The following is a 25,618-nucleotide window of genomic DNA, read 5'->3' on the forward strand; positions in this document are numbered from 1 at the left end:
CCATGTTGGAAACCTTCGCAAACATGGACAGTGTCACGCTCTGGGCTTTCATGGCGGCGTCACTGGTGATGTATCTCACCCCCGGCGCAGACATGATGTTTACCATCGCCAGCGGCATTTCCGGCGGCCCCAAAGCGGGGCTGGCCGCAACAGTAGGAGTGACGCTGGGGCTTGTGGCCCACATCACCCTAGCGGCAGCGGGGTTGGCAGTGCTGATCGCGGCCTCTCCCACAGCCTTGTTGGCCATCCGCTATGCGGGGGCGGCCTATCTGGTGGTGCTGGCCTATCAGGCTTGGACGGCAAAACCTGTGTCTGACGAGGTCGAAGGCCGCGCCAACATCCTGCGCGCCGTGCGCCGCGGGTTTCTCACCAACATTCTGAATCCCAAGATCATCCTCTTCATTCTGGCGTTCTTGCCACAGTTCACCACGGCAGAAGCGGGTCCGATCTGGCAACAGATTGTGATCCTGGGCGTGATGTTTGCCACCGGCGGCTTTCTGGTGGTCTCGATGATCGGGCTGTCAGCTGGGATCGTTGGCGCAAAGCTCAAACAAGCCACGGGCATTCTAAACAAAATCGCCGCCGTCATCTTTGGCGGATTGGCAGCAAAACTAGTCTTTGACTGAGGGAGATGGTCATGTCTGATTTTCCAAGCAAGGCCCGTGTGGTCATCATTGGTGGCGGTGTTGTGGGCACCTCAAGCCTGTATCATTTGGCCAAGAAAGGCTGGACCGATTGTGTCTTGCTGGAAAAGAACGAACTGACTGCTGGCTCCACCTGGCATGCCGCGGGTAATGTGCCGACCTTCTCCAACAGTTGGGCGATCATGAACATGCAGCGCTACTCCACAGAGCTGTATGCCCGGCTTGGGGAAGAGGTGGACTATCCCATGAACTACCACCAGTCGGGGTCCATCCGGCTGGCACACACCAAAGAGCGCGTGCAGGAATTTGAGCGGGCCATGTCCATGGCCAAATACCAAGGCATTCCGATGGAGATGTGGACTCCGGAAGAGGCCAAGGAACGCTATCCTTTCCTGGAAACTCATGACCTCGAAGGCGTCCTCTATGACCCCACTGACGGTGACATTGACCCGGCGCAGCTGACCCAAGCGTTGGCCAAAGGCGCGCGCGACATGGGCCAGAAAATCCTGCGTTTCTGTCCGGCGACCGGCGTGACGCAGCAAGAAGACAAGAGCTGGATTGTCCATACGGACAAAGGTGACATCGCCTGTGATTATGTGGTCAACGCGGCTGGGTACTATGCGCAGCGTGTGGGTGAATGGTTTAAACCCTATGGCGGGCGCACTGTGCCAATGATGGTAATGAGCCACCAGTACCTGCTGACGGAAGAAATCCCAGAAGTCGAAGACTGGTCCAAAGCCAATGGAGGCAAAAAACTGCCGCTGCTGCGCGACGTGGACGTGTCCTACTACCTGCGGCAGGAAAAGCACGGCTACAACCTCGGCCCTTATGAACCGAACTGTAAGGCGCATTGGGACACAGAGGCCGACCCGATGCCCGATGACTTCTCCTTCCAACTCTGGTCTGACGATCTCGACCGGATTGAAGACATTGTCACCGACGCCATGGAGCGTGTGCCTTTGATGCAAACTTCCGGCGTGAGCCGCGTGATCAACGGCCCGATCCCATATGCGCCTGACGGCCTCCCGCTAATTGGTCCCATGCCGGGTGTGGAAAATGCCTTTGAAAACTGCGTGTTCACCTTCGGCATCGCCCAAGGCGGTGGCGCGGGCAAAGTGCTCGCCGAATGGATCGTGGATGGCCACACCGAGTGGGACATGTGGGCCGTCGATCCGCGCCGCTACACTGACTACACAGATCACGATTACTGCGTGAAGAAAGGCATGGAGGTCTACGGAAACGAATACGCCATGCACTTCCCGCATCACGAATGGCCCGCCGCCCGGGACAAGAAGCTCTCCCCCGTCCATGACCGGGTTGTCGCATCTGGCGGTGTTATGGGGGCCTATAACGGATGGGAGCGAGCGAATTGGTACGCCAAAGATGGCGATGACACGTCGCTCGCTGCCACCCACACCTGGGGCCGCTCCGGTCCTTGGGAACAACGTGTGAAAGAAGAATGTGAAGCCGTGCGCGACCATTGCGGAGTGCTCGACTTGCCGGGGTTCTCCCGCTTCGCGCTGAATGGTGAGGGGGCGGCAGAATGGCTGCGTGGTATGATCACTGGTGCCCTGCCTAAAGTCGGGCGCATCAACCTTGCTTATTTTTCGGACGATCGCGGACGTATCCTTACAGAGATGTCGGTGCTGCGCCACGCCGAAGACGCGTTTATCCTGATCACGGCGGCGACTGCGCAGTGGCATGATTTTGAGCTGCTCAAGCACAATCTGCCCGAGGGGCTGGAACTGATCGATTGCACCCGCGACATGAGTACGCTGATTGTGACCGGTCCGAAGTCGCGCGACATCCTGTCGGGGCTCAGCGACGCGGATCTGTCTCTGGGGTGGTTGACGCATCAAAAAGCAACAGTGGCTGGCGCGAAGGTAATTTTGGTCCGGGTGTCCTTTGCCGGAGAATTGGGCTGGGAAGTGCATGCACCGTTTGCGGATATGCCCGCAATCTACGACGCAATCCGCGATGCAGGGGCAACGCCTTTTGGCATGTATGCCCTGAACTCCCTGCGTTTGGAAAAAGGCTACCGCGCTTGGAAGGGCGACCTGTCCACCGATTACTCTCTGCTTGAAGGTGGACTGGGGCGGTTTGTGAAACTCGACAAGCCACAGGATTTCCCGGGCAAAGCCGCGATCCAGAACGAAAAACAGCAAGGCGTGCAAAAGTCCTTTGTCACCTTGAAGGTCGACGCTGGCGACGCAGACGCGCCTTACATGTCCTGTATCTACCACGGTGACCAAATTGTCGGGGAAACTACATCCGGCGGCTGGGGTTACCGCGTGAACGCGTCCATCGCGCTGGGCATGGTGAAGGCCGAACTCGCAGTGCCGGGCACCGAGCTATTGGTGGAAATCTACGGTGAGAAATGCCGTGCCGTGGTGCAGGAAGACCAACCTATGTGGGACCCAAAAAACGAAAGACTGCGGGCATGAGTGACATCATCCTGAAAGACGGCGGCACAGGGCAGGAGCTTTTGGCGCGCTCGTCCATGCCGCCGCATCCGCTCTGGTCGTGCAAGGTCATGATGGAAGAGCCGGAGATTGTGCAAAGCGTACACGCGGACTACATCCGGGCTGGCGCGCGTGTGATCACGCTGAATACCTATTCGGTCACACCGGAGCGGCTGAGCCGCGAAGGCGAGCCGGACATGTTTGCGCCGTTGCAGCGGAGAGCTTTAAATCTCGCTAATGCGGCGCGTGAAGAGGTCGGCATTGACGGTGTTAAACTGGCCGCCTGCCTGCCGCCGTTACATGGCTCCTATCGTCCCGATATGTCCAAGTCTCATGCGGACCTTTTGCCCTTCTATCAAGAAGTAGCCAACGCGCAAGCAGACGGTTGCGATCTGGTCGTTGCAGAAACTCTTTCGAGCGTTTCTGAAGTCACTGCAGCCGCACAAGCCGGTGTTGAAACCAGTCTGCCCACATGGGTGTTTATGACGCTCAATGACGACGACAGCGGCACTTTGCGCTCTGGCGAGCCTTTGTCGGAGGCGCTGTCGGCGCTGGACGACATCGCCGTTGCGGGTTTGGGGATCAACTGCTGCAAACCCGAAGTTCTAGAGGCCAACCTGCCCACCGTCTTGGCAACAGGCCGCCCGACGGGTGCCTATGCCAACGGTTTTACCGGAATTGACGCTTTGGAGATTGGCGGCACTGTTGATGGGCTCAAGGCCCGCAAAGACCTAACACCAGCGGCGCATGCAGATCTGGCGATGCCGTGGGTCGCACAGGGTCTGCACTTTATCGGCGGTTGCTGCGAAGTTGGCCCCGCCCATATTGCAGAACTGGCACAACGCCTAACGACGGCTGGTCACACAATCGTCGGCGAGTGACCACGCCTTATCGACAGTATCACGGGGGCACAGCCCCCGTCACATCACCAAAGGACTTAGCTTATGGTTGATCTCCCGAACAAAGCCCGCGTGGTCATCATCGGTGGCGGGGTTGTGGGCTGTTCTGTGGCCTATCACCTCGCCAAACTGGGCTGGAAAGACGTCGTTTTGCTGGAGCGCAAACAGCTCACCTCCGGCACAACATGGCACGCGGCTGGCCTCATCGCGCAACTGCGGGCCACAGCCAATATGACCAAGCTCGCGAAATATTCCCAAGAGCTCTACGGCAATCTTGAAGCCGAAACCGGCGTCGCCACAGGTTTCAAGCGCTGTGGCTCGATCACCGTCGCGCTCACCGATGAACGTAAAGAAGAGATCTTCCGCCAGGCCGCCATGGCCCGCGCGTTTGGGGTGGAGGTTGAGGAGATTTCTCCGACCGAAGTCAAAGCCCGTTATGAGCATCTCAACATCGACGATGTCACCGCGGGTGTGTACCTGCCGCTCGACGGTCAAGGCGATCCAGCCAACATCGCGCTGGCACTTGCCAAAGGTGCGCGTCAAATGGGCGCAATGGTCAAAGAACGGGTGAAAGTGACCAATATCGCCAAGTCGGGCCGCAAGGTGACGGGCGTCGATTGGGTGTCGGACAACGGCGAAGAGCAAGGCCATATCGCTTGCGACATGATTGTGAACTGTGCAGGCATGTGGGGACACGAGGTTGGCCGCATGGCAGGCGTGAATGTGCCCCTGCACGCCTGTGAGCATTTCTATATCGTCACTGAAAACATCCCACAGCTCACCCAAATGCCGGTCCTGCGTGTCCCGGATGAATGCGCCTACTATAAGGAAGACGCAGGGAAAATCTTGCTAGGGGCCTTTGAACCAAACGCCAAACCTTGGGCTATGAACGGTATCCCGGACAGTTTCGAGTTTGACCAGCTGCCAGAGGATTTCGACCACTTTGAGCCTATTCTCGAAGTGGCGGTGAACCGTATGCCAATGTTGGCCGAAGCGGGCATTCACACTTTCTTCAACGGCCCCGAAAGCTTCACACCGGATGATGCCTACCATCTCGGTCTTGCGCCAGAGATGGACAACCTTTGGGTGGCCGCTGGTTTCAACTCGATCGGCATCCAATCGGCGGGCGGCGCGGGCATGGCGCTGGCGCAATGGATGACGGACGGCGAGAAACCATTTGATCTGGGCGATGTGGATATCAGCCGCATGCAGCCGTTTCAGGGCAACAAAACCTATCTGTTTGAGCGCTCCAAGGAAACTTTGGGCCTGCTCTATGCGGATCACTTCCCTTATCGCCAGAAGGCCACCGCGCGCGGTGTGCGCCGGACACCGTTCCACCATCATCTGAAAGAACAGGGTGCGGTCTTTGGCGAGCTCGCCGGCTGGGAACGCGCCAACTGGTTTGCCAACGAAGGCCAGGAACGCGCATATCAATACACGTGGAAACGCCAGAACTGGTTTGAGAATTCCGCCGCCGAGCACCGTGCCATCCGTGAGAATGTTGGCATGTACGACATGTCCTCCTTTGGCAAAATCCGCGTCGAAGGCCCAGATGCCGAGGCCTTCATGAACTACGTGGGCGGAGGCGACTACTCGGTGCCCAACGGCAAGATTGTCTACACCCAGTTCCTCAACCGTCGCGGCGGGATTGAGGCTGACGTGACCGTGACCCGCCTGACCGAAATCGCCTATCTGGTGGTGACCCCGGCGGCGACACGACTGGCGGATCAAATCTGGATGGAGCGCCACAAAGGTGACTTCAACGTGGTGATCACCGACGTGACACCGGGCGAAGGTGTGCTGGCGATCATGGGGCCAAATTCCCGCAAGCTGCTGGAAAAAGTTTCCCCTGCCGATTTCTCCAACGCGACCAACCCCTTTGGCACCGCACAGGAAATCGAGCTGGGCATGGGTCTCGCCCGCGCGCACCGCGTGACCTATGTGGGCGAACTTGGTTGGGAGATCTACGTGTCCTCCGACATGGCGGGCCACGCCTTTGAAACGCTCTGGGAAGCAGGGCAAGACATGGGGCTGAAGCTCTGTGGCATGCACATGATGGACAGCTGCCGCATTGAAAAAGGCTTCCGCCATTTCGGCCACGACATCACCTGCGAAGACCACGTGGTGGACGCGGGTCTCGGCTTTGCGGTGAAAACCGACAAGCCGGACTTCATCGGCCGGGAGGCTGTGATTGCCCGCAAGGAAAGCGGCCCGCAAAACCGGATGCTGCAGTTCAAGCTGACCGATCCGGAGCCGCTGCTGTTCCACAACGAGCCAATCCTGCGGGACGGTGAATATGTCGGATACCTGACCTCCGGCAACTACGGCCACACTTTGGGTGGCGCGATGGGGCTAGGGTATGTGCCATGTGCCGGAGAGAAAGCCGTCGAAGTGCTCGCCTCGACCTATGAGATCGACGTCATGGGCACCAAGGTGAGGGCCGAAGCCTCGCTGAAGCCGATGTACGATGCAAAATCGGAACGCGTCAAAGTCTAAGCCACCTCCGCATTGCTGAGTTCTGAAAGGGCCATCACGTTTCGTGATGGCCTTTCGCACGAAAAGTGGCGTTTCCTTCTGCCTTGCTCAGCGCTACCAAAGAGCGTCGCGGCAGGAGGAACCGATCATGGCCACACGTGCAGAACAGCCGGAAAACGTCGATACCCCCCAAGGGTTGGCCTATGCGATGACCGCCTATCTCCTCTGGGGGTTCTTGCCGCTTTATATGAAGCTTGTAGCCCATATGCCCGCGCTTGAAGTGGTGGCGCATCGGGTGATCTGGTCCGTGCCCATCGCAGGGCTGGTTCTCATTGTTCTGCGCCGCACCTCAGATCTTGTCGCCGCCCTGCGCAACCCGCGCACGCTGGCGATGGGCTGCCTCACCGCTGCGCTGATCACGGTGAACTGGGGTGTCTATGTCTGGTCCATCGCCAATGACCGCGCGCTGGATGCGGCACTTGGCTACTACATCAACCCGCTGTTCAGCATCGCTTTGGCCGCCATCCTGCTCGGCGAACGCCTGACCCGTCTGCAGTGGGTCGCTGTCGCCTTGGCCGCCGCCGCCGTCGTCGTGCTCTGGGTCGATGCTGGCAGCCTGCCGTGGGCCGCTTTGGCGCTCACGGTCTCTTGGGGCTTCTACGCTTTCTTCAAAAAATCCCTGCCCATTGGCCCCAACCAAGGCTTTCTGCTCGAGGTGATCATCCTCACCATCCCTGCCACGGGCTACCTGCTTTGGCTCACCGCACAGGGGCAGGGGCACTTTGGTGGCAGCACCCGAGACACATTCTTGCTCTTGGGCTGCGGCGTGGTCACCGCTGTGCCGCTGTTGTTCTATGCCAACGGCGCCAAACTCATGCGGCTTTCCACCATCGGGATCATGCAATACATCGCGCCGACAATGATCTTCCTGATGGCAGTCTTCGTGTTCAACGAACCCTTCGGCCAAGCCCGCATGATTGCCTTCCCACTGATCTGGGCCGCTTTGGTGGTCTATTCCATCCCGATGATCCGCGACCTGCGCAACGCGCGGCGGTGATCAGACTTTGAAATGCTGGCGAATGTGGGCGGCAATCATCTGCCCCCACAACGCATAGGCCTCTTCCGAGGGATGATAGCCATCTGAGGCCTGAAACCGGCTTTCAAAGGGAATTTCTATCGGCAGATGTGTCATCACCTGATGGGTGTCACACAGCTCCGCCAAGGCCTGATCCAGCCGCTGCGCCTGCTGCCCCAGCACCCAGCGCAAAGGTTGCGGCAGCTCCGGATAGGCCCCCATAGGCGGCAATCCCGAGGCCACAATCAGCTTTGCCCCGAAGCGGTTCACCAATCGTTTTGCCAGTTGCTTTTGCCGCGCTTGCCAAAACCCTCGGCTGCTGCCCCGCGTCACGTCATTCACCCCAAGTGCTGAGACCACAACATCAAACGGCGCAGGCTCCACCTGTGCCAGCCGGTCCAAGACAATGCTTGTGGTCGCACTGGTTTCACCAATCAGTTTCCAGCTCACCGCAAAGTCTTTGGCCAAAGCCGCCACAAGCTGCCCGGACAGGGCCGCCTCCTGTGAGCGCGCACCGACACCCGCCGCAGAGCTGTCCCCAATGATCAGCAAGCGCAAAGCCACGCCAGATCCGGCACAGCCGTCCCGCGCCCCCGGCGGTTCCGACAGTGTGTTGGCGCGTCGCCGCACGCCAAGCCCCTGCACCACCAAAAGCGGCGCAAGCGGGAGGCGCAGGATCTGATCCAGAGCGACAGGCATCGAGGCTCAGCTCATGGCATCTTTGAACTTGAGAAACCGCACATCCGTCATCACCCGCTTGTTCATCGCTTCGCGCAGCGCGCCGATTGTTTTGTAGGGTCGCATGACCACCTCAAAATGCTGAATGTCACCGGCTTCGTTCAAGGTGATCAGGTCGACACCGACACAGTCCAAATCGCCAACTTTGCATTGAAACTCCAAGGCCCAGTCATTCCCATCCCCCATCACGCGGCGATAGCGGAACTCACTGAACACCTGTCCCACATGTCCCAACACAGCGGCAACGGCGTCCCGCCCAGTCCAAGTCGCCCAATAGGTCGGCGGTTGAAACGTGGCGTCCTCCGCCAGCAGGCCCTTGATGTCCTCCTCGTTGCCTTTGGCAACAACCTCCTGCATGCGCACGATTGTTGGGTGCATGGGGTCCTCTCCCTCAATTCTCGTTAAAGACAGCCTGCCCATCCCCGCGCGTAACTCAAGGTTGACGTCGGGTTGCCGCGCGCCTGCCAAAGCCCTATGTCGGGCGCCATGACAGAGATCACACCATATGACCCGCCGACGGACCCGCTTGTTGTCTTGCATGAGGACAGCGATATCGTGGTGGTAGACAAACCGTCCGGCCTGTTGTCGGTGCCGGGGCGGGGCGAGCATCTGGCGGATTGCCTTCTGACCCGCGTGCAGGCGGCGTTTCCCACGGCGCTTCTGGTGCATCGTCTGGACCGCGATACGTCTGGCGTGATGGTTTTTGGCCTCACACCCCATGCGCAGCGCAACCTGTCCAAACAGTTTGAAGAGCGCAAAACCAAGAAAACCTATGTGGCCCGCGTCTGGGGGAAGGTGGCTGAGAAAACCGGCACAGTGGATTTGCCGCTGATCGTCGATTGGCCCAACCGTCCACGTCAGATGGTGGACCATGAAAACGGCAAACCTGCGATCACCGATTGGCGGGTGTTGAAGGTCAAAGGCAATGAAACTCGGGTGCGGCTGACCCCCAAAACTGGGCGCAGCCACCAGCTACGTGTGCACATGCTCGCGCTGGGCCATGTGATCCTAGGGGACCCACTTTATGCCGAGGGGGAGGCACGCGATTTCGAGCGCTTGATGCTGCACTCAGAAGAGCTGCGCATCAATCACCCCGAAAGCGGCAAAGGCATGTCTTTCCGCGCCAAAGCGCCGTTTTAGGCCGCGTCTTTGAAAGTCGCGGCCAAGATCTCGGCCATCTGATCCGCGTCTTCCTGCGTAAACGCGTCGGGCTGATCGCTGTCGATGTCAAACACGCCCAGCAACTCACCAGCGCCGTTCCAGACCGGCAGCACCAGCTCAGACCGGGTTGAGGAAGCACAGGCAATGTGCCCCGGAAACGCGTCTACATCTGGCACCAGCTGCACCTCACCCGTCCGCGCCGCCGCGCCGCAAACGCCACGCGCAAAGGGGATCACCAAACAGCCGTGGCCACCTTGGTACGGCCCAATCTTAAGCAGTTCCGGCGCCACCACGCGGTAAAACCCGGTCCAATCAAAGCGATCATCCGCGTGATGCACTTCGCAGGCCACGGTCGCCATGAGCGCCACCGCATCGGTTTCGCCCTCCGTCAGCGAGGCAATGGTTTTGGACAGGGTGGTGTAGTCGATGCGCATGGCAAAACCTCAAAAGAAAAATCGCGCGCAAGGCAGGCCCCGCGCGCGACTGAATAGATGGGGCGCTTAAACGCCTGCGTCCACGATGGCTTTCGCCAGAACCGGCACGGTGTGGGCGTTCAGGCCCGCAATATTCATGCGGCTGTCGCCCACCATGTAGATCGCATTGTCCACGCGAATTTTTTCCACCAGATCCGGCGTGGTACCCAGACGAGAGAACATGCCCCGGTGCTGCGCCAGGAAGCCAAAACGGTCGGAGCCAGACAGGCGCTGCAATTCGCTCGCCAGTTGCTCACGCAGGGCCAGCATGCCCAAACGGGTCTCTTCCAACTCCGCCATCCAGTCCGCTTTCAGCTCAGGGTCGGTTAGGATCGTGGTCACAACCCGCGCGCCGTGATCCGGCGGGAAGGAGAAGTTCTGACGGTTCAGGTGGTTAAGGTTGCCCTGAGTCACCGCGGTGTTCTCCGCCTTCTCGCTCATCGCAATCAACAGACCGGTGCGCTCACGGTAGATGCCAAAGTTCTTGGAGCAAGACGCCGCGATCAGCAGCTCTGGCACAGATTTTGCCACCAACCGGGTTGCCGCCGCGTCCTCTTCAAGACCATCGCCAAAGCCTTGATAGGCAATATCGATCATCGGCGTGCAGCCCTTTTCGTTGATCAGGTCCACAACTTCCTGCCACTGTGTCAGGTTCAAGTTGGCGCCAGTTGGATTGTGGCAGCAGCCGTGCAGCAGCACAACGTCGTCGCTGGTCACATCTGCCAGATCTTCCATCATACCCGCGAAGTTCACGCCACGGGTCTCGTCGTCAAAATAGCGGTACTTCACCATTTCGATGCCCAGATAGCCCAGAATGCTGACGTGGTTTGGCCAGGTTGGATCAGACACAAACACACGCGCCTTCGGGTTGGCCATTTTGATCAACTCAAACGCCTGACGGATCGCGCCGGTGCCACCGGGCGTGGCCACAGCTGCCAAACGGTCGCGCTCTACGGCACCGGCCAGCAACATGTCGATCATCGCATCGGCATAGGCCGGATCCCCGGCCAGGCCTGTGTATGCTTTGGAGGTCTGCTCTTCGATGATCTTGCGCTCAGCGGCCTTCACGGCACGCATCACCGGGGTCACCCCTTCGGCGTTTTTGTACACGCCCACTCCCAGATCCACTTTGGTGGGACGTGGGTCGTCGCGGTACATGGCCATCAGGCCGAGAATTTTGTCTTTGGGCTGCTCTTTGAGGTTGGTGAGCATCACGCTTCTCCGGTTGCTACGGGCAGGGTGGGGAAGGCCCCCCATTCGGCCCATGATCCATCATAAAGGGAATGGTCGGTCTTGCCGAACCGCTCCATCGCAAGGCACAGGATCGCGGCTGTCACACCGGAGCCACAGGTTGTGATGGCGGGTTTGGAAAGGTCAATATCGGCGGCTTCAAACACCGCACGCAGCTCTTCGGGTGACTTCATCACCCCGTTGTCGAGCAGGGTGGCGTAGTGCACGTTTTTGCTGCCCGGGATATGCCCGGCGCGCAGACCCGCGCGCGGCTCCGGCTCCGCGCCAGCAAAGCGCGACGGCCCGCGGGCGTCGATGATCTCGTGATCGGCCAGTTTGGCCGCGTGGGACACCTGCGTCACGTCCCGCACCATGTGGTTTTGGCGGCGCACGGTCATGTGGCGGTCGCGGATCACCGGTGGCATGTCATCCGTTGGGCGCCCTTCGGCAATCCACTTCGGCAGTCCGCCATCGAGCACGGCCACGTCTTTCTGCCCCATCAGCTTGAATAGCCACCAGACACGCGCCGCAGAGAAAATGCCGTTTCCGTCGTAGACCACAATCTGATGTCCGTCACCCACACCCATAGCGCGCAGGCGGGACATGAATTTTTCAACCGGCGGCACCATATGCGGCAGGTCGCTGCGCCCGTCGGAAATATCGTCAATGTCAAAGAAGCGCGCGCCGGGAATATGCACGTCGGCAAACTCTTCGCGGCCATTCCGCCCCATGTCCGGAAGGTACCAAGAGGCATCCAAAATGCGCAAATCTGGGTCTTTGAGATGAGCGGCCAACCACTCGGTCGAAACAAGCGTTTTGGGATCGTCGGACATGTTATCCCTCTTCTGTCACGTCTGTGTCATTGCCTACAACCGGTGTGGTCGAGAGGCAAGAGTGGCCTCGCAACACACGACAAAGTAATGAGGCCCTTTGCGCAATTTCCTTGAACTGACACGCCGCTTGGTTCGTAAATAAGAAGAGCGAACAGGGAAGAATTGATGCAGGACGTGGTGGTGATTTTGGGCAGCGGTCCCAATGCAACGGAGGCGCAAAGCTGGTCTCGCGACATGTTTGACCACTTGGTGGTGCTTAACAACGCGTGGCGGGTGCGCGACGACTGGAGCCATTTTATTCATCCGGAAGACTTCCCTGAACAGCGCCATCCGCCCAGCAAAACCGAAGATCAGGTCGAAGTCACCTATCAAAGCTACGTCCCGCAGAACAACGTTTTTGGTGGGGTTTTGTTTGCCGGTGGGACCATGGCGTTCACCGCCGCCTATTGGGCACTTGGCGCTTTTCGCCCCAAGGTTTTGGCCTTTATCGGTTGCGACATGGTTTACCCCACGGTGGGCCACACGCATTTCTATGGAACCGGGACGGCCGATCCGCTGCGTGAAGACGTCTCGTTACAAAGTTTGGAGGCCAAAGCCGCGCGCTTGGGTCTCATTGCGGCCTATCACGGCTGCCAATGTGTGAACCTGTCCCGCTTGGACAGTGTGCTGCCGTATGAGCGGTTCCATGTGGCTCAACTGCGCGACATCGCGGCGCCAGTGGTGCGCCCCGTGTTTGCGGTTGATAAAATCCAGCGGGCCGAAGCGGCGCTGGACTACGATGCACCAAGCGGTCGGTATTGGAAAATCGCCCACAAGATCGATCCAAGCAAAATCGCTGAGATCGATCAGATGTGGCTGCAAGCTTACGAAGAGATCTATTCGCCGTGACGTAGCAGGCGCTGCTTCTGGCGACCCCAGTCGCGCTTGGCGTCTGCCGCTCGCTTGTCGTGGTTTTTCTTACCCTTGGCGATGCCAATCTTCATTTTCACAAAGCCTTTGTGATTGAAGTACATCACCATCGGCACCAGCGTCATACCTTTGCGTTGGGTGGCATTCCACAGATCAGACAGCTGTTTTTTGCTGACCAAAAGTTTGCGTTTGCGCCGCTCTAAATGCGGGAACATAGCCCGCTCATACGGCGCAATGTAGGAGTTCACCAACCACAGCTCGCCGTCTTCCACAGCCGCATAGCTCTCTGCGATGTTACCGGATTTCTCCCGCAAAGACTTCACCTCAGACCCTGACAAGACAATGCCCACCTCGATGTCGTCATCGATGGCATAGTCAAACCGTGCCCGCCGGTTTTCGGCGATCACTTTGTAATTCGGATCAGAGTTCTTTTGCTTCTTGGCCATAATGCACGTGGCATAGCGCGCCCGCGCAGCAGTGTCCATGGGCGGCAAAGCGGAGGGTGGCGCAGAGGACACAAGCCCAAAATTGGACGGCATTTTAGTAGACGCATCTCAAGCCTTTGGGTAACTTGGGACAAAACGGGGCGCAATGATCCCGATATTGAGGCAGTACGAATATGACTTTCCCCGAGCGGTTCTCGAACCTACCGGCTTATGCGTTTCCGCGCCTGCGGGCGCTCATTGACCATTTGGAGCCTGGCGGCCCGGTGGTGTATATGACCATTGGCGAGCCCAAACATCCGTTCCCTTCTTGGGTGACGGATGAAATTGTTGCGCATGCCGAGGGTTTTAACCGCTATCCCCCCAATGATGGGGCCCCCGAGCTACAAGCCGCAATTGCCGGCTGGATTTACCGCCGATATGGCGTGAAAGTAGACGCGTCTACGCAAGTCATGGCGCTCAATGGTACCCGCGAAGGTCTGTACAACGCGGCCATGGCGCTGTGCCCGGAGCAGAAAAACGGACAGCAACCGCTGATCCTCACGCCAAATCCGTTTTATCAGGTTTATGCTGTAGCCGCGCAGTCCGTGGGTGCTGAAGCGCGCTTTGTGCCTGCAACCGACGCCAGCGGTCACCTGCCTGACATCGCCTCTCTATCGGACGAGGATCTTAACCGCGTCTCTATCGCCTACGTCTGTTCCCCGGCCAATCCGCAGGGCGCGGTGGCAGATCGCGATTATTGGAAAGCGTTGATTGCGCTGGCCGAAAAACACGAATTCCAGATTTTTGCCGATGAGTGCTACTCGGAAATCTATCGTGAAACACCACCTCCCGGTGCGCTTGAGGTGGCCAAGGAAGTGGGCGCTGACCCAGAGCGCCTGTTGATTTTCCATTCGCTGAGCAAGCGCAGCAACCTGCCAGGTCTTCGCTCCGGTTTTGTTGCCGGTGGCCCGGAAAGCCTGCGTCGCATCAAGCAACTGCGTGCCTATTCCGGTGCGCCGCTGCCGCTGCCGCTGCAAAAGGCGGCTGAAAAAGTCTGGAACGACGAGGCTCATGTGGTCGAAAACCGCCGCCTTTATGCGGAGAAGTTTGACGTAGCCGACGAAATCTTTGCGGACGTGCCAGGCTACAAAAGCCCAGACGCAGGGTTCTTCCTATGGATTCCGGTCGAAGACGGTGAGGCGGCCGCGATCAAAGCGTGGACAGAAACGGGTATCAGGGTGTTGCCCGGCGCCTATCTGAGCCGCGACGTGAACGGGGAAAACCCCGGCAAAGGATATATCCGGGTTGCACTAGTGGCTCCAAAAAACGAAGTGGCAGACGCGCTGACCAAGCTGCGTAACTGCCTCTACGGATAAGAATAAACGAGGTGGATCATGGCATATCAAGCGCGCGGACGCGGACCCTTGTTGGATAGCGCAACCCAGGCCGCAGTGGAAAAACGCGGCAAAGAGCTCATTGGCATCGCGCTGATCGTTGTGGCGCTGTTGCTGGCAGCGACGATCCTGTCGTATTCGCCCACCGATCCCAGCTGGATCTCCGTGACTGATGCCCCGGTAGAAAACCTGCTGGGCCGCCTTGGCGCATCCATCGCAGCGCCGCTGTTCATCATCGTGGGCTGGGGCAGCTTTGGTTTGCCACTGATCCTGGGTGTTTGGGGTGTGCGTTTTGCTTTCCACTTTGGCGAAGAACGCGCGCAAAGCCGGATCATCTTTGCGCCGATCATGTTGGCTTTGGCATCGATCTATGCGTCAACGCTCGCGCCTGGAGCTGAATGGATTCACGCGTTTGGCCTAGGCGGTCTGTTTGGCGACACCATCACCGGTGCGCTGCTGACCATCTTGCCTATCGGTGCGCAGTCCGGTGTGAAGCTCATGTCCATGCTGGCTGGTGTGGTGTTTGTGCTCTCCAGCGCCTTTGTACTTGGCTTCACCCGCAATGAGCTTGGCAATATGGCCCGCCGTTTCATGATTGGCCTTGTGCTGACCTATGACGCCATCATGCGTCTCCTGGGCCGTGGTGCCACCGGTGCCGTGCATGCCGCCAAATCCGCGCAGGCCCGCCGTGTTGAACGCCGCGAAGAGGCGCAGGCGCATTACGCGGCAGAGCAGGCTGCTTGGGAAGAAGAAAGCCTGGTCGAAGATGTGGTGGATGAGCCTTACGTTCCGGTTGAAGACGAGCGTCCCAAACCGCGCCTGCGCATGCCTACCCTGATCAAGCGGGCAGACCCTGCGCCGGAGCCCATGCCGGAGCCTGAGCTGGTCGAAAACGTTTTTGCCGATGATTGGGACGTGAAGCCCGAAGAAGAGCGGATCAGTGCCAAGATCGCTGACGTGATGCGCACTCGAGCGCGCCGTGGCGCGGCAATTGCTCCGCCAGAGCTACATTCTGACAAACCGCTGACCAAGGGTCGCGGGCGTGGTCCGGATCCGTTGTTGCTGGATGAAGGCCCGGAAGAGCATCATGTGCCACTGCAAGCGGAACCGCCGCTGACTGCAGGTCCGATCCTGACCCGCGCAGAACCGCCGCTCTCCGCACCTGTCGCCACACCTGCAGCCGCAGCGCCGACAATTTCACCTGCGGCCGCGCCGTTTGCAGAGCCTGTCGCGATGGAGCCAGCGCCCATGGTGGAACCTGTGTCACAATCTGTGCCGCAACAGCCGCGCATGGCGCCGATTCCAACGCCGGAACCCAAAAAGGTTGTGCAGCCACGGGTCAACAAAACCGTGCAACCTTCGACCCGCGCCAAAGCCGAGGCGCAGCCATCGCTGGCTTTTGAAGAAACCCATTCCGAGTTTGAGCTTCCTCCACTGGGCCTGCTGGAGAACCCGTTGGAAATTCAGCGCCATCACCTCTCTGACGACGCGTTGGAAGAAAACGCGCGCATGCTGGAGTCCGTGCTGGATGACTACGGCGTCAAAGGCGAAATCGTCTCCGTGCGCCCCGGTCCGGTTGTGACCATGTATGAGCTGGAGCCTGCGCCCGGCCTCAAAGCAAGCCGTGTCATTGGCCTGTCCGACGACATCGCCCGCTCCATGTCGGCACTGTCTGCCCGTGTTTCCACGGTGCCGGGCCGCTCGGTGATCGGTATCGAACTGCCTAACGAAAACCGCGAAAAAGTGGTGCTGCGCGAGATCCTCGCTGCCCGCGACTTTGGCGACAGCAACATGAAGCTGCCGTTGGCGCTGGGGAAAGACATTGGCGGCGACCCCGTTGTGGCCAACCTCGCAAAGATGCCGCACCTGCTGATCGCTGGGACCACCGGCTCCGGTAAATCCGTGGCGATCAACACCATGATCCTGTCGTTGCTCTACCGTCTGACACCGGACGAGTGCCGGCTGATCATGATCGACCCGAAAATGCTCGAACTGTCGGTCTATGACGGCATTCCGCACCTGCTCTCTCCGGTTGTGACCGATCCGAAAAAGGCGGTTGTCGCTCTGAAATGGGTCGTGGGCGAGATGGAAGAGCGTTATCGCAAAATGTCCAAAATGGGCGTGCGCAACATCGACGGCTACAACAGCCGCGTGGCGGATGCGCTGGCCAAAGGCGAGACTTTCTCCCGCACGGTGCAAACCGGCTTTGACGATGACACCGGTGAACCTGTGTTTGAGACCGAAGAGATTATCCCGGAGAAAATGCCCTACATCGTCGTCATCGTCGACGAGATGGCCGACCTGATGATGGTCGCGGGCAAAGAGATCGAAGCCTGCATCCAGCGTCTAGCGCAAATGGCGCGGGCCTCCGGCATCCACCTGATCATGGCGACCCAACGTCCGTCCGTGGACGTGATCACCGGCACCATCAAAGCCAACTTCCCGACCCGGATTTCCTTCCAGGTGACGTCGAAAATCGACAGCCGGACGATCCTCGGCGAAATGGGCGCGGAACAGCTCCTGGGCATGGGCGACATGCTCTACATGGCCGGTGGTGCCAAGATCACCCGCTGCCATGGTCCGTTTGTGAGCGACGAGGAAGTCGAAGAGATTGTAAACCACCTCAAGAGCTTTGGCCCGCCAGAGTACATCGGTGGTGTGATCGACGGTCCGGCTGACGACAAGGCAGACAACATCGACGCCGTGCTGGGCCTGAACACCGGCGGAAACACCAACGGCGAAGATGCGCTTTATGACTCCGCTGTGGCGATTGTCATTCAGGACCGCAAATGCTCAACCTCCTACATCCAGCGCAAGCTGGCGATTGGCTACAACAAAGCCGCGCGTCTTGTGGAGCAGATGGAAGAAGAGGGCCTTGTCAGCCCAGCCAACCATGTGGGCAAACGGGAAATCCTGGTGCCTGAGCAGTGATGCTCAGGTCCAATCAAATTTTTTTGTAACGCGTATCAGGGTAAGCGGGCCAAGCGCCCCTATATTGAACCTATGACCAAACTCAAAACCATTGCCACCGCTGCGATTCTGTCTCTGGCCACTGCCATGCCCGCCATGGCGGAAAAACTCTCGCTCAATCAGATCAGCAACTATTTCAACACCCTGAAAACCGCGAAATCTGACTTCATGCAGATTTCCGATGATGGCTCAGTGCAAACCGGCACTCTGTTTATCCAGCGCCCCGGCAAGATGCGCTTTGAATATGACCCGCCGCAAAAAGCTTTGGTTCTGGCGTCCAATAATGCCGTCGCGATCTTTGACAATCGTGCCAAAGGCGCCCCGGAGACCTACCCTTTGGGCCGCACGCCCTTGTCCATTATTCTCGCCCGCAAAGTGAACCTGCAGTCCGCCAACGCTGTAATTGGCCATACCTACGACGGTAAGCACACCATTGTGACGGCGCAGGATCCCAAGAATCCCGACATTGGCCGCATTCAGATGAAGTTCTCCGCCTCGCCGGTCACGCTTGATGAATGGGTGATTCAGGATGCGCACGGCGGGCGCACCACAATTCGCCTGGGTGATACCGAAACCGGTATGAGCTACCCGCGGGCTTTGTTTGACATTGATACGGAGCGCAGCAAGCGCCGCCGCTGATCTTCGGAGCGCTTAGGCAATGATGTCCGGCGTCAGCCGGTCTTCAATCCGCGAGATAATGTCTTTCAGGCGCAGCTTCTGCTTCTTCAACCGCTGGATCGTCAACTGATCGCCGGTGCCACGATCCACCAAGGCGTTGATCGCCTCATCAAGATCGCGGTGTTCCTGCTTGAACACCTCCAACTCGACACGCAAAACGTCGTCGGTTTTCATTGCGAGATCAGTGGTGGCGTTCATCTTTGGGTCCTTAGCCTAAGCGGACTCCTAAGATAGGGCTTTCCGCGCCCGCTGAAAAGAAGGCGATTTGTCCATTTTTTTGAGACCTTGTTTAGCATTCGATAGCGCGACACTTGCAGCACAGGTCAGGCTGCCCCATATTCAAAAGGCACATTGGTTGCCAGAAAGGGATCTTTGTGCGGACTGTCGCTTTGCACAAGGACGTGTCGATGACCAAACTATCTTTGGGGTCTCACCCCCACATGCTGGGCTTTGAACAGCTCGAACGCCTTTTGGAACGGACCGCCAAGTCCTCCGAAGGCTACCCGCCCTTTAACATCGAACAAACCGCAGACTATGCCTATCGCATCACGCTGGCTGTCGCTGGCTTTCGCGAGGAGGATCTGAGCATCACGGTGGAAGATCGCCAATTGGTGATCCGTGGCCGCTCCTCTGATGACGCGAGCGAGCGGGTGTTCCTGCACCGAGGTATCGCCTCTCGCCAATTTCAGCGCAGCTTTGTGCTCGCCGACGGCGTCGAAGTGGGCGAAGCGTCGATGGAAAACGGCCTGTTGCACATCGATCTATCCCACGCGCGGCCAGAGACAGTTGTTCAGACGATCCAAATCAAGAAAGGATAACCCATGCATAATGTTGACCTGCTGACCCATTTCACCGATGATCGCACCGTCTATGTGCGTGAGGTCATGGTGTCCGACCTGCCCGAAGAGATGCAGGAAGAAGCGGACGGGGCCGAAACCCTGTTTGCAGTGCACGCCACAGATGGTGAGCGGCTGGCACTGGTGAAAGAGCGCGGCTTGGCCTTTGTTCTGGCGCGCCAGAACAACTATTCGCCAGTGACCGTGCACTAAGCACGCCGCACATTCTGAGTAATTGGAGGGCGCCGTTTGGCGCCTTCATTCGTTTAGGGATACGGCTACCGTGTCCTCGCCCCACCCATCCAGATTGCACTTGCTGCGCACATGGATCGTGGTGATTTCCGGTGGGATCCAAACGCGGGATAGGCTGCGGGTAAACGGCTGCTCGTTTACGTGAGGGTGCGCCAAAACCCGCGTGCCAAGCACTTGACCGTTTTCAGTCTCAATGCGCCAGCCATCTGCATAATGGTCCCAGCCTGTGTCCGGATGTTCAAGGGTGACATCAAACCGCCAGCCTGCATCGCTTTGGGTGGCTTTCACATCGGTGATCTGGGCCGGATCGGCCAGCGCCGTCTTCGCGGCAAAAACTATCGGTACAACAAAATATCGCATGTTGGGAGGGTAGCAGCCCGGCGTCTCACTGTCGTGGTTTTACCTGACAAAAAGAAACCCGGGCCGCGATGGCCCGGGTCAAATTTTCGTGTCTCTTGGGGCTGTTTAGCCTTTGGAGAACTCTGGGTAGGCTTCCATGCCCAGTTCTGCCATGTCCAAACCGTTGATCTCGGTCTCTTCGTCAACCCGCAGACCCATGGTGGCTTTCAGGATGAACCAGACGATTGCAGAGACAACCACGGTGAAGAGCCCGACCACAACGATGGCGTAGAGCTGGGTGCCGAGGGACGCGTCACCGTTGGTGAACACAACCGCGATGGTGCCCCAGATGCCGGCGATCAGGTGCACCGGGATGGCGCCAACCACGTCGTCGATTTTCAGCTTGTCCAGGAATGGAACCGCGAAGACCACGATCACGCCGCCAACTGCACCGATCAGAGTTGCTGCGCCCAGGGACGGGGTCAGCGGCTCTGCAGTGATGGACACGAGGCCGGCCAGTGCGCCGTTCAAAACCATGGTCAGGTCAGGCTTTTTGTACATGATCTGGGTCAGGATCAGAGCTGCGATTGCGCCGCCTGCTGCCGCTGTGTTGGTGTTGGCAAAGATGCGGGACACGTCTGCAACGTCACCCACGGTGCCCATTGCCAGCTGCGAGCCGCCGTTGAAGCCGAACCAGCCGAGCCACAGGATGAATGTACCCAGAGTGGCGAGCGTCAGGTTGGAGCCTGGGATTGGCACGGTACGGCCTTCTTTGTTGTACTTGCCGATACGTGGGCCGAGGATGATGGCGCCGGTCAGAGCGGCCCAGCCACCTACGGAGTGCACAACGGTCGAACCCGCGAAGTCCAGGAAGCCAGCTGCATCCAAGAAGCCGCCGCCCCATTTCCAGGACGCCTGCAGTGGGTAGATCACGGCGGTCAGAACGATCGTGAAGATCAGGAATGGCCACAGCTTGATACGCTCTGCCAGAGTACCGGACACGATGGACGCGGTGGTGGCACAGAACATCAGCTGGAAGAAGAAGTCGGAACCGGTGGAGGCGTAGGAGTAGTCATCCGCCGCATCAGAGGTGACACCAACCGCTTCCAGAACACCGGGGCCCCAGACGCCGGACAGGATGCCGTCCACAGACCATGTGCCCAGCGGGTACATCAGGTTGTAGCCGATCAGGTAGTAGAAGATGGCTGCGAGCGAGAACAAAGAGATGTTCTTGATCAGCTGCATGGTCACGTTTTTGGAGCGGACAAGCCCCGCTTCCAGCATGGCGAAGCCTGCCGCCATCCAGAACACGAGGAAGCCACCCACAAGGAACAGCAGAGAGTTAAGAATAAAGACAGTGTCGGTGGAGGCATTCACGCCCGGCACCGGACCTTCTTCGGCCAGGCCTAGGCTCGGCAGCGCGATCAGCGCGGCGGGCAGGGCCAGTTTTGCGAGGGTATTCATCAGTGTATTCCTTCCTTGCGGCGCCTTAGATGGCGTCTGCATCCGTTTCGCCGGTGCGCACGCGAATGGCTTGCTGCACGTCCAGCACGAAGATTTTTCCGTCACCGATCTTGCCGGTCTGAGCGGTTTTGGTGATGGTTTCGACCACCTGATCGGCCATATTGGCGGCAACCACGAGTTCGAGTTTGACCTTAGGCACGAAATTCACCGCGTATTCTGCGCCGCGATAGATTTCAGTGTGGCCGGATTGGGAGCCGAAGCCCTTAATTTCAGTGACCATCATGCCGCGCACGCCGATGTCGGTCAGCGCCTCGCGGACCTCCTCCAGCTTGAACGGTTTGATCGTTGCGATAATCAGTTTCACCTTGTTCCCCTTTTGGCGGTGCGGGGAGTGCCCCGCGAATTTGCACCTGCAGAAAAACGCGGCAGGGCCTGAAAAACGAAGATTCGAGGCTGGTTTTTGGGCAAAAATTTAGTTTGAGAGGTGAAAAAATGGGCACAAAGGTTAATTTGCGCGAAAATTGGGCATCAAAAGAACGGATTTGACCGCTTCGGTGGGTCTACATCGGGGGGCACACAGGTTAAAATGCCCCAAAAGAACATCCCGGGCAGTGGGCAGATCATGAGTGATTCAAGACGTCGGAAACCACCTTTGGTGGCGGACAAGCGCTACTCGCGCAAATCCGCCAAACCCGCGCGCAAGCCGACCAAATCCAAAGCCAAGCCTGCCCCAAAGCGTCCTGCCCGACGTAAGGCGGCCCCGAAGCGTCCGCGCAAACAGTCGCGCAATCCCATTGTCCGGTTCTTCAGTAATATCATCCGCTGGATCCTGCGCCTGATCTGGACCGTTGTCTGGCGCACCTCCGTGGTGATCGGCATCATGGTTGGCTTGGCTGTGACCTATGTCTATGCGACCTTGCCTGAGGTAGACGAGTTGCTGGATGGCCGCGCGCGCGGCTCGGTCACGTTGCTGGACCGTGACGACAAGGTCTTTGCTTGGCGCGGGGACCAGTTTGGCGGCGTTGTGACCGCGGACACCGTGTCTAAACACCTCAAAAACGCGGTCATCGCCACCGAGGACAAACGCTTCTATCGCCACTTCGGCGTTAGTCCCCGTGGCATTGCCAGTGCTGTGCGCATTAACCTGAGCGAAGGTCGGGGGCCATTGTCCGGTCACGGCGGCTCCACATTGACCCAGCAGACGGCAAAACTTCTGTGTCTTGGCGTGGAATACGACGCCAGCGAATGGGAAAGCGAAGCCGAATATGTGCGCGATTGCCGTCGCGGCTCTTTGGGGCGGAAGGTGAAAGAAGCTATCTACGCCATGGCGATGGAGGTCAAATACACCAAGGATGAAATCCTCTCCGTCTACCTCAACCGCGCCTATATGGGCGGCGGCGCTTACGGAGCTGAGGCCGCGTCTCAGCGCTACTTTGGCAAACCTGCCGCCAATCTAACACCGGCCGAGGGCGCTATGATTGCCGGTCTCTTGACTGCGCCGTCCTCTCTTGCGCCCACAGCAAACTTGCAGCGCTCCCAGGACCGCGCTGCCACAATTCTGCGTCTGATGAATGAGCAGGACTACCTGTCCGACAAGGACACCAAATATTATCAAACCAACCCTGCAACCCTGTCCAAGGCGGCCGAAGCAAAGGCGGGCGGCTACTTTGCCGATTGGGTTATGTCCTCCGGTCCAGAGTTCTTCACCCGCAACACCACTGAAGATGTGATCCTGAAAACCACCATGGATCCGCGCATCCAAAAGGCTGCGGAAGATGGCCTGAAGTGGGTGTTTGAAAACAAGGTGCGGGAAGGCTCCAAAGCTCAAGCGGCCATTGTGGTTATGTCCGCCGATGGTGCCGTGCGCGCGATGGTCGGCGGTCGCAAAACCAAAGTCTCTGGTGCCTTCAACCGCGCCACACAGGCCAAGCGACAAACCGGCAGTGCGTTCAAACCCTTTGTTTATGCAACCGCTCTGGAGTTGGGGGGGCATTACGATGATAGCGTTGTGGACGAACCTTATTGCCTCAACATCGCCGGGTCCGGACAATGGTGCCCCAAGAACTACACTGGCAAACACTACGGCGAAGTCTCGCTGACTTTTGCTCTGATGAATTCGCTCAATATTCCAGCCGTGAAAGTCTCTGAGAAGGCAGGGCGCGAAAACGTCCGCACCGTGGCCAGTATGTTTGGCATTGAAAGCGATCTGGCCGCAGGCCCGGCGCTTGCGCTGGGCGCATCAGAAAGCAGCCTGCTGGAAATGACCGGCGCCTATGCCGGGATCCTCAACGGCGGCTCCTCCGTGACGCCTTACGGCCTCGTTGAACTGCGCCTGTTGGGAGAAGACAACGCCCTGATGGGCACCGGCGGCGGTATTGGTGAGCGGGTGATCTCAGACGCCGCTGCGCGGGAACTCATCTGGATGATGGAAAAAGTGGTCAGCGAAGGCACTGGCGGACGCGCCAAAATGGACGGCTGGCAGGTGGCCGGTAAAACGGGCACCACACAAGCAGCTCGCGATGCCTGGTTCATTGGCTTCACCAATGAATATGTCGCTGGTGTCTGGATGGGCTATGACGACAACACGCCGCTGACCGGGGTTACCGGTGGCGGTCTGCCTGCGGAAATCTGGCGCGAGGCCATGGTGCGTGTGCATGAGGGTCTGACGCCAACACCTCTGCCAGCCTTCACGCCAGTGCCTCAGAAAAGGCCGGCACAGACAGGTGGAAATCGTCAGCGCAAAGGACAGGGGATCGATGATGTCGTGAATGGCATCCTGCGCGACATCTTTGGCGGCGGGAACTGATCCCGCCTGCCTCGTGTCTAAAAGGGGCGCTTAGCCCGCTTTCTTGAGGTCCTGAATCAGCCCATTGATGTCGCCTTTGCGGCGATCCAGCATCGCGCCAATCTCTGCCTTCTCAGACAGGCGCAGGCTGATGCCTTCGATGATCAGATCAAAGAACTTGTTCTTGCCGGACTTGTCGGACACTAAAAACGCCACCTGAAACGGCTTTTGTCCTCGCAGGGTCACTTTGGCGCTCACCTCATAGAAGCTCTTGACCGGACGAGAGCCGGTCACTTCCACTTTGCCACCAACAAATTCGTTAAAGCGTTTGCCATATTTGCGGGAGATATAGCCCTGAAACGCCTTGGTGTAGCTGTTCAGCTGGCTTTTGCTCAGGCTGCGCGCATCCGGGCCAAGCGCGGAGCGGGCAATGATGCTCACGTCACCATACTTCACAAAGATTTTCTCAAAGTCCTTGATCATCCGGTCCAGCGACTTGCCGGAAGAGATCACCTTGTTGATGTCGGCAACCGCTTTGTCGATCAGTGCTTTGGCCTGCGCATCGTTGAGCGCAAAGGCAGAAGTGGGCAAAGTCGCCACCGCACCAGCAGCGGCAGACAGGGCGACGAAATTGCGTCGGGTCAGCTTAGAAATCTGCATAGGGATCCTCATACGGGTCAAATTCCGGATCGACATAGGTCTCTTCGCCCTGATTTCCAAGACGGAAGCGGCGGTTTTGCAGGTAAAGAATACGTGCCTGCGCATAGCTGTCAGCGCTGTCGTAGAGGATCGAGTCGACGGTCGCGTCATACTCATAGCGCTCGCCCATCTTGTTCACGACATAGGCCACGCCGCCGATATAGCGCGTGGGTTCCCGGACCACGACAAAGAACGGGTCCAACATAATGTCAACGGCAAAGCCATAGGCATCACGGGTTGTGGAGGGCCCAAAGAATGGCATCTCGGTGTAGGCCCCTTCACCGGCGCCCCAGACATGCAATGTCTCGCCAAAGTCGGTGTCATGGCGCTCCATGCCAGCCGCAGACGCAGGGTCAAACAGACCCGCAATGCCAAATGTGGAGTTGAATACAAAGCGAAACAGAGACGAGCCCGCTTCCGGTATCTTGCCTTGCAAGGTGTTGTTGATCACATCGTTGGGCAGCGACAAATGGTCGGCAAAGTTGGACACACCAGTGCGCACCGGCCTCGGAATGATGGTGCCGTAGCCGTTGGACGCGGGCGACAGCAAGATCGTATCGACACGTTTGTTGAACTCATGGATGCGCCGGTTGGCCGCTTCATTTGGATCATGGATGCCCGTGGGCGGGAGGTCCGATTTTGCGCATGCCGTTAGGGTTGTGCTGACGCAAAGGGTCAGTACAATGCTTCGCAACAAATTCTTGGGAACAAGTTTCAAAAGGCTACCACACGTCTTTCAATTCGCCACAACACTCCACCATTTAGATTAATCGATTGCTTACCCCAATGTCATAGTGATGTTCGTCACATGATGTGGCAGTTTGGGAACATAAGCCTGACCGCTTAACAGGCACAAGAACGCCGGACATCACATGTT

At 58.4% G+C, this 25,618-nt stretch carries 25 protein-coding genes; 13 read left to right on the forward strand and 12 right to left on the reverse strand.

Translation table 11 applies throughout. The features are described from left to right. The first annotated feature begins 2 nt into the window (after positions 1-2). From MK208_RS08990 to rarD, 5 genes are all read left to right on the forward strand, one after another. On the forward strand, positions 3-626 hold the full coding sequence (locus MK208_RS08990; RefSeq protein ID WP_294116047.1) for a LysE family translocator: 624 nt from the start codon (positions 3-5) through the stop codon (positions 624-626). An 11-nt stretch (positions 627-637) separates the two neighbouring features. Further along, positions 638-3,088 (forward strand): FAD-dependent oxidoreductase, encoded by a 2,451-nt coding sequence (locus MK208_RS08995; RefSeq protein WP_294116048.1) that lies wholly within the window; start codon positions 638-640, stop codon positions 3,086-3,088. Continuing rightward, complete coding sequence (locus MK208_RS09000) at positions 3,085-3,987, forward strand: homocysteine S-methyltransferase family protein (protein WP_294116049.1); 903 nt, start codon at positions 3,085-3,087, stop codon at positions 3,985-3,987. Before MK208_RS08995 ends, MK208_RS09000 begins: the two co-directional genes overlap by 4 nt. A 63-nt stretch (positions 3,988-4,050) precedes the next feature. Continuing rightward, on the forward strand, positions 4,051-6,501 hold the full coding sequence (locus MK208_RS09005; RefSeq protein ID WP_294116051.1) for an FAD-dependent oxidoreductase: 2,451 nt from the start codon (positions 4,051-4,053) through the stop codon (positions 6,499-6,501). 127 nt (positions 6,502-6,628) lie between these two features. Then, on the forward strand, positions 6,629-7,537 hold the full coding sequence (rarD, locus tag MK208_RS09010) for an EamA family transporter RarD (RefSeq protein WP_294116053.1): 909 nt from the start codon (positions 6,629-6,631) through the stop codon (positions 7,535-7,537). Here the strand turns inward: rarD and MK208_RS09015 are convergent, their stop codons facing one another. Continuing rightward, a complete protein-coding gene (locus tag MK208_RS09015) occupies positions 7,538-8,254 on the reverse strand; it encodes an SGNH/GDSL hydrolase family protein (protein WP_294116055.1) in 717 nt (238 codons plus the stop codon). It lies immediately after the preceding gene. Between the two features lie 6 nt (positions 8,255-8,260). Next, positions 8,261-8,671 (reverse strand): nuclear transport factor 2 family protein, encoded by a 411-nt coding sequence (locus MK208_RS09020; protein ID WP_294116056.1) that lies wholly within the window; start codon positions 8,669-8,671, stop codon positions 8,261-8,263. Between the two features lie 108 nt (positions 8,672-8,779). Here MK208_RS09020 and MK208_RS09025 point away from each other — a divergent pair, with 108 nt between their 5' ends. After that, the gene (locus tag MK208_RS09025) at positions 8,780-9,433 is read left to right on the forward strand and encodes an RluA family pseudouridine synthase (RefSeq protein ID WP_294116057.1); all 654 of its coding nucleotides are present in this window, start codon (positions 8,780-8,782) and stop codon (positions 9,431-9,433) included. Here the strand turns inward: MK208_RS09025 and MK208_RS09030 are convergent. The 3 genes from MK208_RS09030 to sseA form a co-directional block, all read right to left on the reverse strand. Next, a complete protein-coding gene (locus tag MK208_RS09030) occupies positions 9,430-9,888 on the reverse strand; it encodes a GAF domain-containing protein (RefSeq protein ID WP_294116058.1) in 459 nt (152 codons plus the stop codon). The genes MK208_RS09025 and MK208_RS09030 overlap by 4 nt on opposite strands. Before the next feature lie 66 nt (positions 9,889-9,954). Continuing rightward, entirely contained in the window at positions 9,955-11,139 is a 1,185-nt protein-coding gene (locus MK208_RS09035) for an amino acid aminotransferase (RefSeq protein ID WP_294116059.1), read from the reverse strand. Continuing rightward, positions 11,139-11,990 (reverse strand): 3-mercaptopyruvate sulfurtransferase, encoded by an 852-nt coding sequence (sseA, locus tag MK208_RS09040; protein ID WP_294116060.1) that lies wholly within the window; start codon positions 11,988-11,990, stop codon positions 11,139-11,141. Before sseA ends, MK208_RS09035 begins: the two co-directional genes overlap by 1 nt. A gap of 165 nt (positions 11,991-12,155) precedes the next feature. Between sseA and MK208_RS09045 the strand changes: the two genes are divergently transcribed. After that, positions 12,156-12,878: a hypothetical protein gene (locus MK208_RS09045; protein WP_294116061.1), complete on the forward strand. Its 723-nt coding sequence runs from the start codon at positions 12,156-12,158 to the stop codon at positions 12,876-12,878. Here MK208_RS09045 and smpB read toward each other — a convergent pair. After that, the gene (smpB, locus tag MK208_RS09050) at positions 12,866-13,345 is read right to left on the reverse strand and encodes an SsrA-binding protein SmpB (protein ID WP_294116263.1); all 480 of its coding nucleotides are present in this window, start codon (positions 13,343-13,345) and stop codon (positions 12,866-12,868) included. The two genes, MK208_RS09045 and smpB, sit on opposite strands and share 13 nt — an antisense overlap. A 173-nt stretch (positions 13,346-13,518) precedes the next feature. Here smpB and MK208_RS09055 point away from each other — a divergent pair, with 173 nt between their 5' ends. From MK208_RS09055 to MK208_RS09065, 3 genes are all read left to right on the forward strand, one after another. Further along, on the forward strand, positions 13,519-14,700 hold the full coding sequence (locus MK208_RS09055; RefSeq protein WP_294116063.1) for an aminotransferase class I/II-fold pyridoxal phosphate-dependent enzyme: 1,182 nt from the start codon (positions 13,519-13,521) through the stop codon (positions 14,698-14,700). 18 nt (positions 14,701-14,718) lie between these two features. After that, a complete protein-coding gene (locus MK208_RS09060; RefSeq protein WP_294116065.1) occupies positions 14,719-17,649 on the forward strand; it encodes a DNA translocase FtsK in 2,931 nt (976 codons plus the stop codon). Between the two features lie 72 nt (positions 17,650-17,721). Next, positions 17,722-18,327: an outer membrane lipoprotein carrier protein LolA gene (locus MK208_RS09065; RefSeq protein WP_294116067.1), complete on the forward strand. Its 606-nt coding sequence runs from the start codon at positions 17,722-17,724 to the stop codon at positions 18,325-18,327. Positions 18,328-18,339: 12 nt separating this feature from the next. On the opposite strand, the gene MK208_RS09070 is transcribed toward MK208_RS09065, so the two are convergent. Continuing rightward, the gene (locus tag MK208_RS09070; protein WP_294116068.1) at positions 18,340-18,564 is read right to left on the reverse strand and encodes a DUF465 domain-containing protein; all 225 of its coding nucleotides are present in this window, start codon (positions 18,562-18,564) and stop codon (positions 18,340-18,342) included. 209 nt (positions 18,565-18,773) lie between these two features. On the opposite strand from MK208_RS09070, the gene MK208_RS09075 reads away from it, so the two are divergent. Together MK208_RS09075 and MK208_RS09080 are read left to right on the forward strand one after the other, a co-directional pair. Next, positions 18,774-19,184, forward strand: a complete 411-nt coding sequence (locus MK208_RS09075) for an Hsp20 family protein (protein WP_294116069.1) — start codon at positions 18,774-18,776, stop codon at positions 19,182-19,184. A 3-nt stretch (positions 19,185-19,187) separates the two neighbouring features. Then, positions 19,188-19,415, forward strand: coding sequence for a DUF1150 family protein (locus MK208_RS09080; protein WP_294116070.1), 228 nt, complete (start codon positions 19,188-19,190; stop codon positions 19,413-19,415). 45 nt (positions 19,416-19,460) lie between these two features. On the opposite strand, the gene MK208_RS09085 is transcribed toward MK208_RS09080, so the two are convergent. From MK208_RS09085 to MK208_RS09095, 3 genes are all read right to left on the reverse strand, one after another. Beyond that, on the reverse strand, positions 19,461-19,814 hold the full coding sequence (locus MK208_RS09085) for a hypothetical protein (RefSeq protein WP_294116071.1): 354 nt from the start codon (positions 19,812-19,814) through the stop codon (positions 19,461-19,463). A 105-nt stretch (positions 19,815-19,919) separates the two neighbouring features. Beyond that, positions 19,920-21,257: an ammonium transporter gene (locus MK208_RS09090; RefSeq protein WP_294116072.1), complete on the reverse strand. Its 1,338-nt coding sequence runs from the start codon at positions 21,255-21,257 to the stop codon at positions 19,920-19,922. A 25-nt stretch (positions 21,258-21,282) separates the two neighbouring features. Next, the gene (locus MK208_RS09095; protein WP_058238401.1) at positions 21,283-21,621 is read right to left on the reverse strand and encodes a P-II family nitrogen regulator; all 339 of its coding nucleotides are present in this window, start codon (positions 21,619-21,621) and stop codon (positions 21,283-21,285) included. A 258-nt stretch (positions 21,622-21,879) separates the two neighbouring features. On the opposite strand from MK208_RS09095, the gene MK208_RS09100 reads away from it, so the two are divergent. Then, a complete protein-coding gene (locus MK208_RS09100; protein ID WP_294116076.1) occupies positions 21,880-24,063 on the forward strand; it encodes a transglycosylase domain-containing protein in 2,184 nt (727 codons plus the stop codon). Positions 24,064-24,093: 30 nt separating this feature from the next. Here the strand turns inward: MK208_RS09100 and MK208_RS09105 are convergent, their stop codons facing one another. Continuing rightward, positions 24,094-24,702, reverse strand: a complete 609-nt coding sequence (locus MK208_RS09105) for an ABC transporter substrate-binding protein (protein ID WP_294116077.1) — start codon at positions 24,700-24,702, stop codon at positions 24,094-24,096. Beyond that, positions 24,689-25,435 carry a VacJ family lipoprotein gene (locus MK208_RS09110; protein ID WP_294116078.1) on the reverse strand — a complete coding sequence of 249 codons (747 nt, stop codon included), beginning with the start codon at positions 25,433-25,435 and terminating at the stop codon, positions 24,689-24,691. Before MK208_RS09110 ends, MK208_RS09105 begins: the two co-directional genes overlap by 14 nt. Positions 25,436-25,618 lie beyond the last annotated feature (183 nt).

Origin of the sequence: Shimia sp. (genome assembly GCF_022448905.1) — a bacterium.
Classification (GTDB): domain Bacteria; phylum Pseudomonadota; class Alphaproteobacteria; order Rhodobacterales; family Rhodobacteraceae; genus Shimia.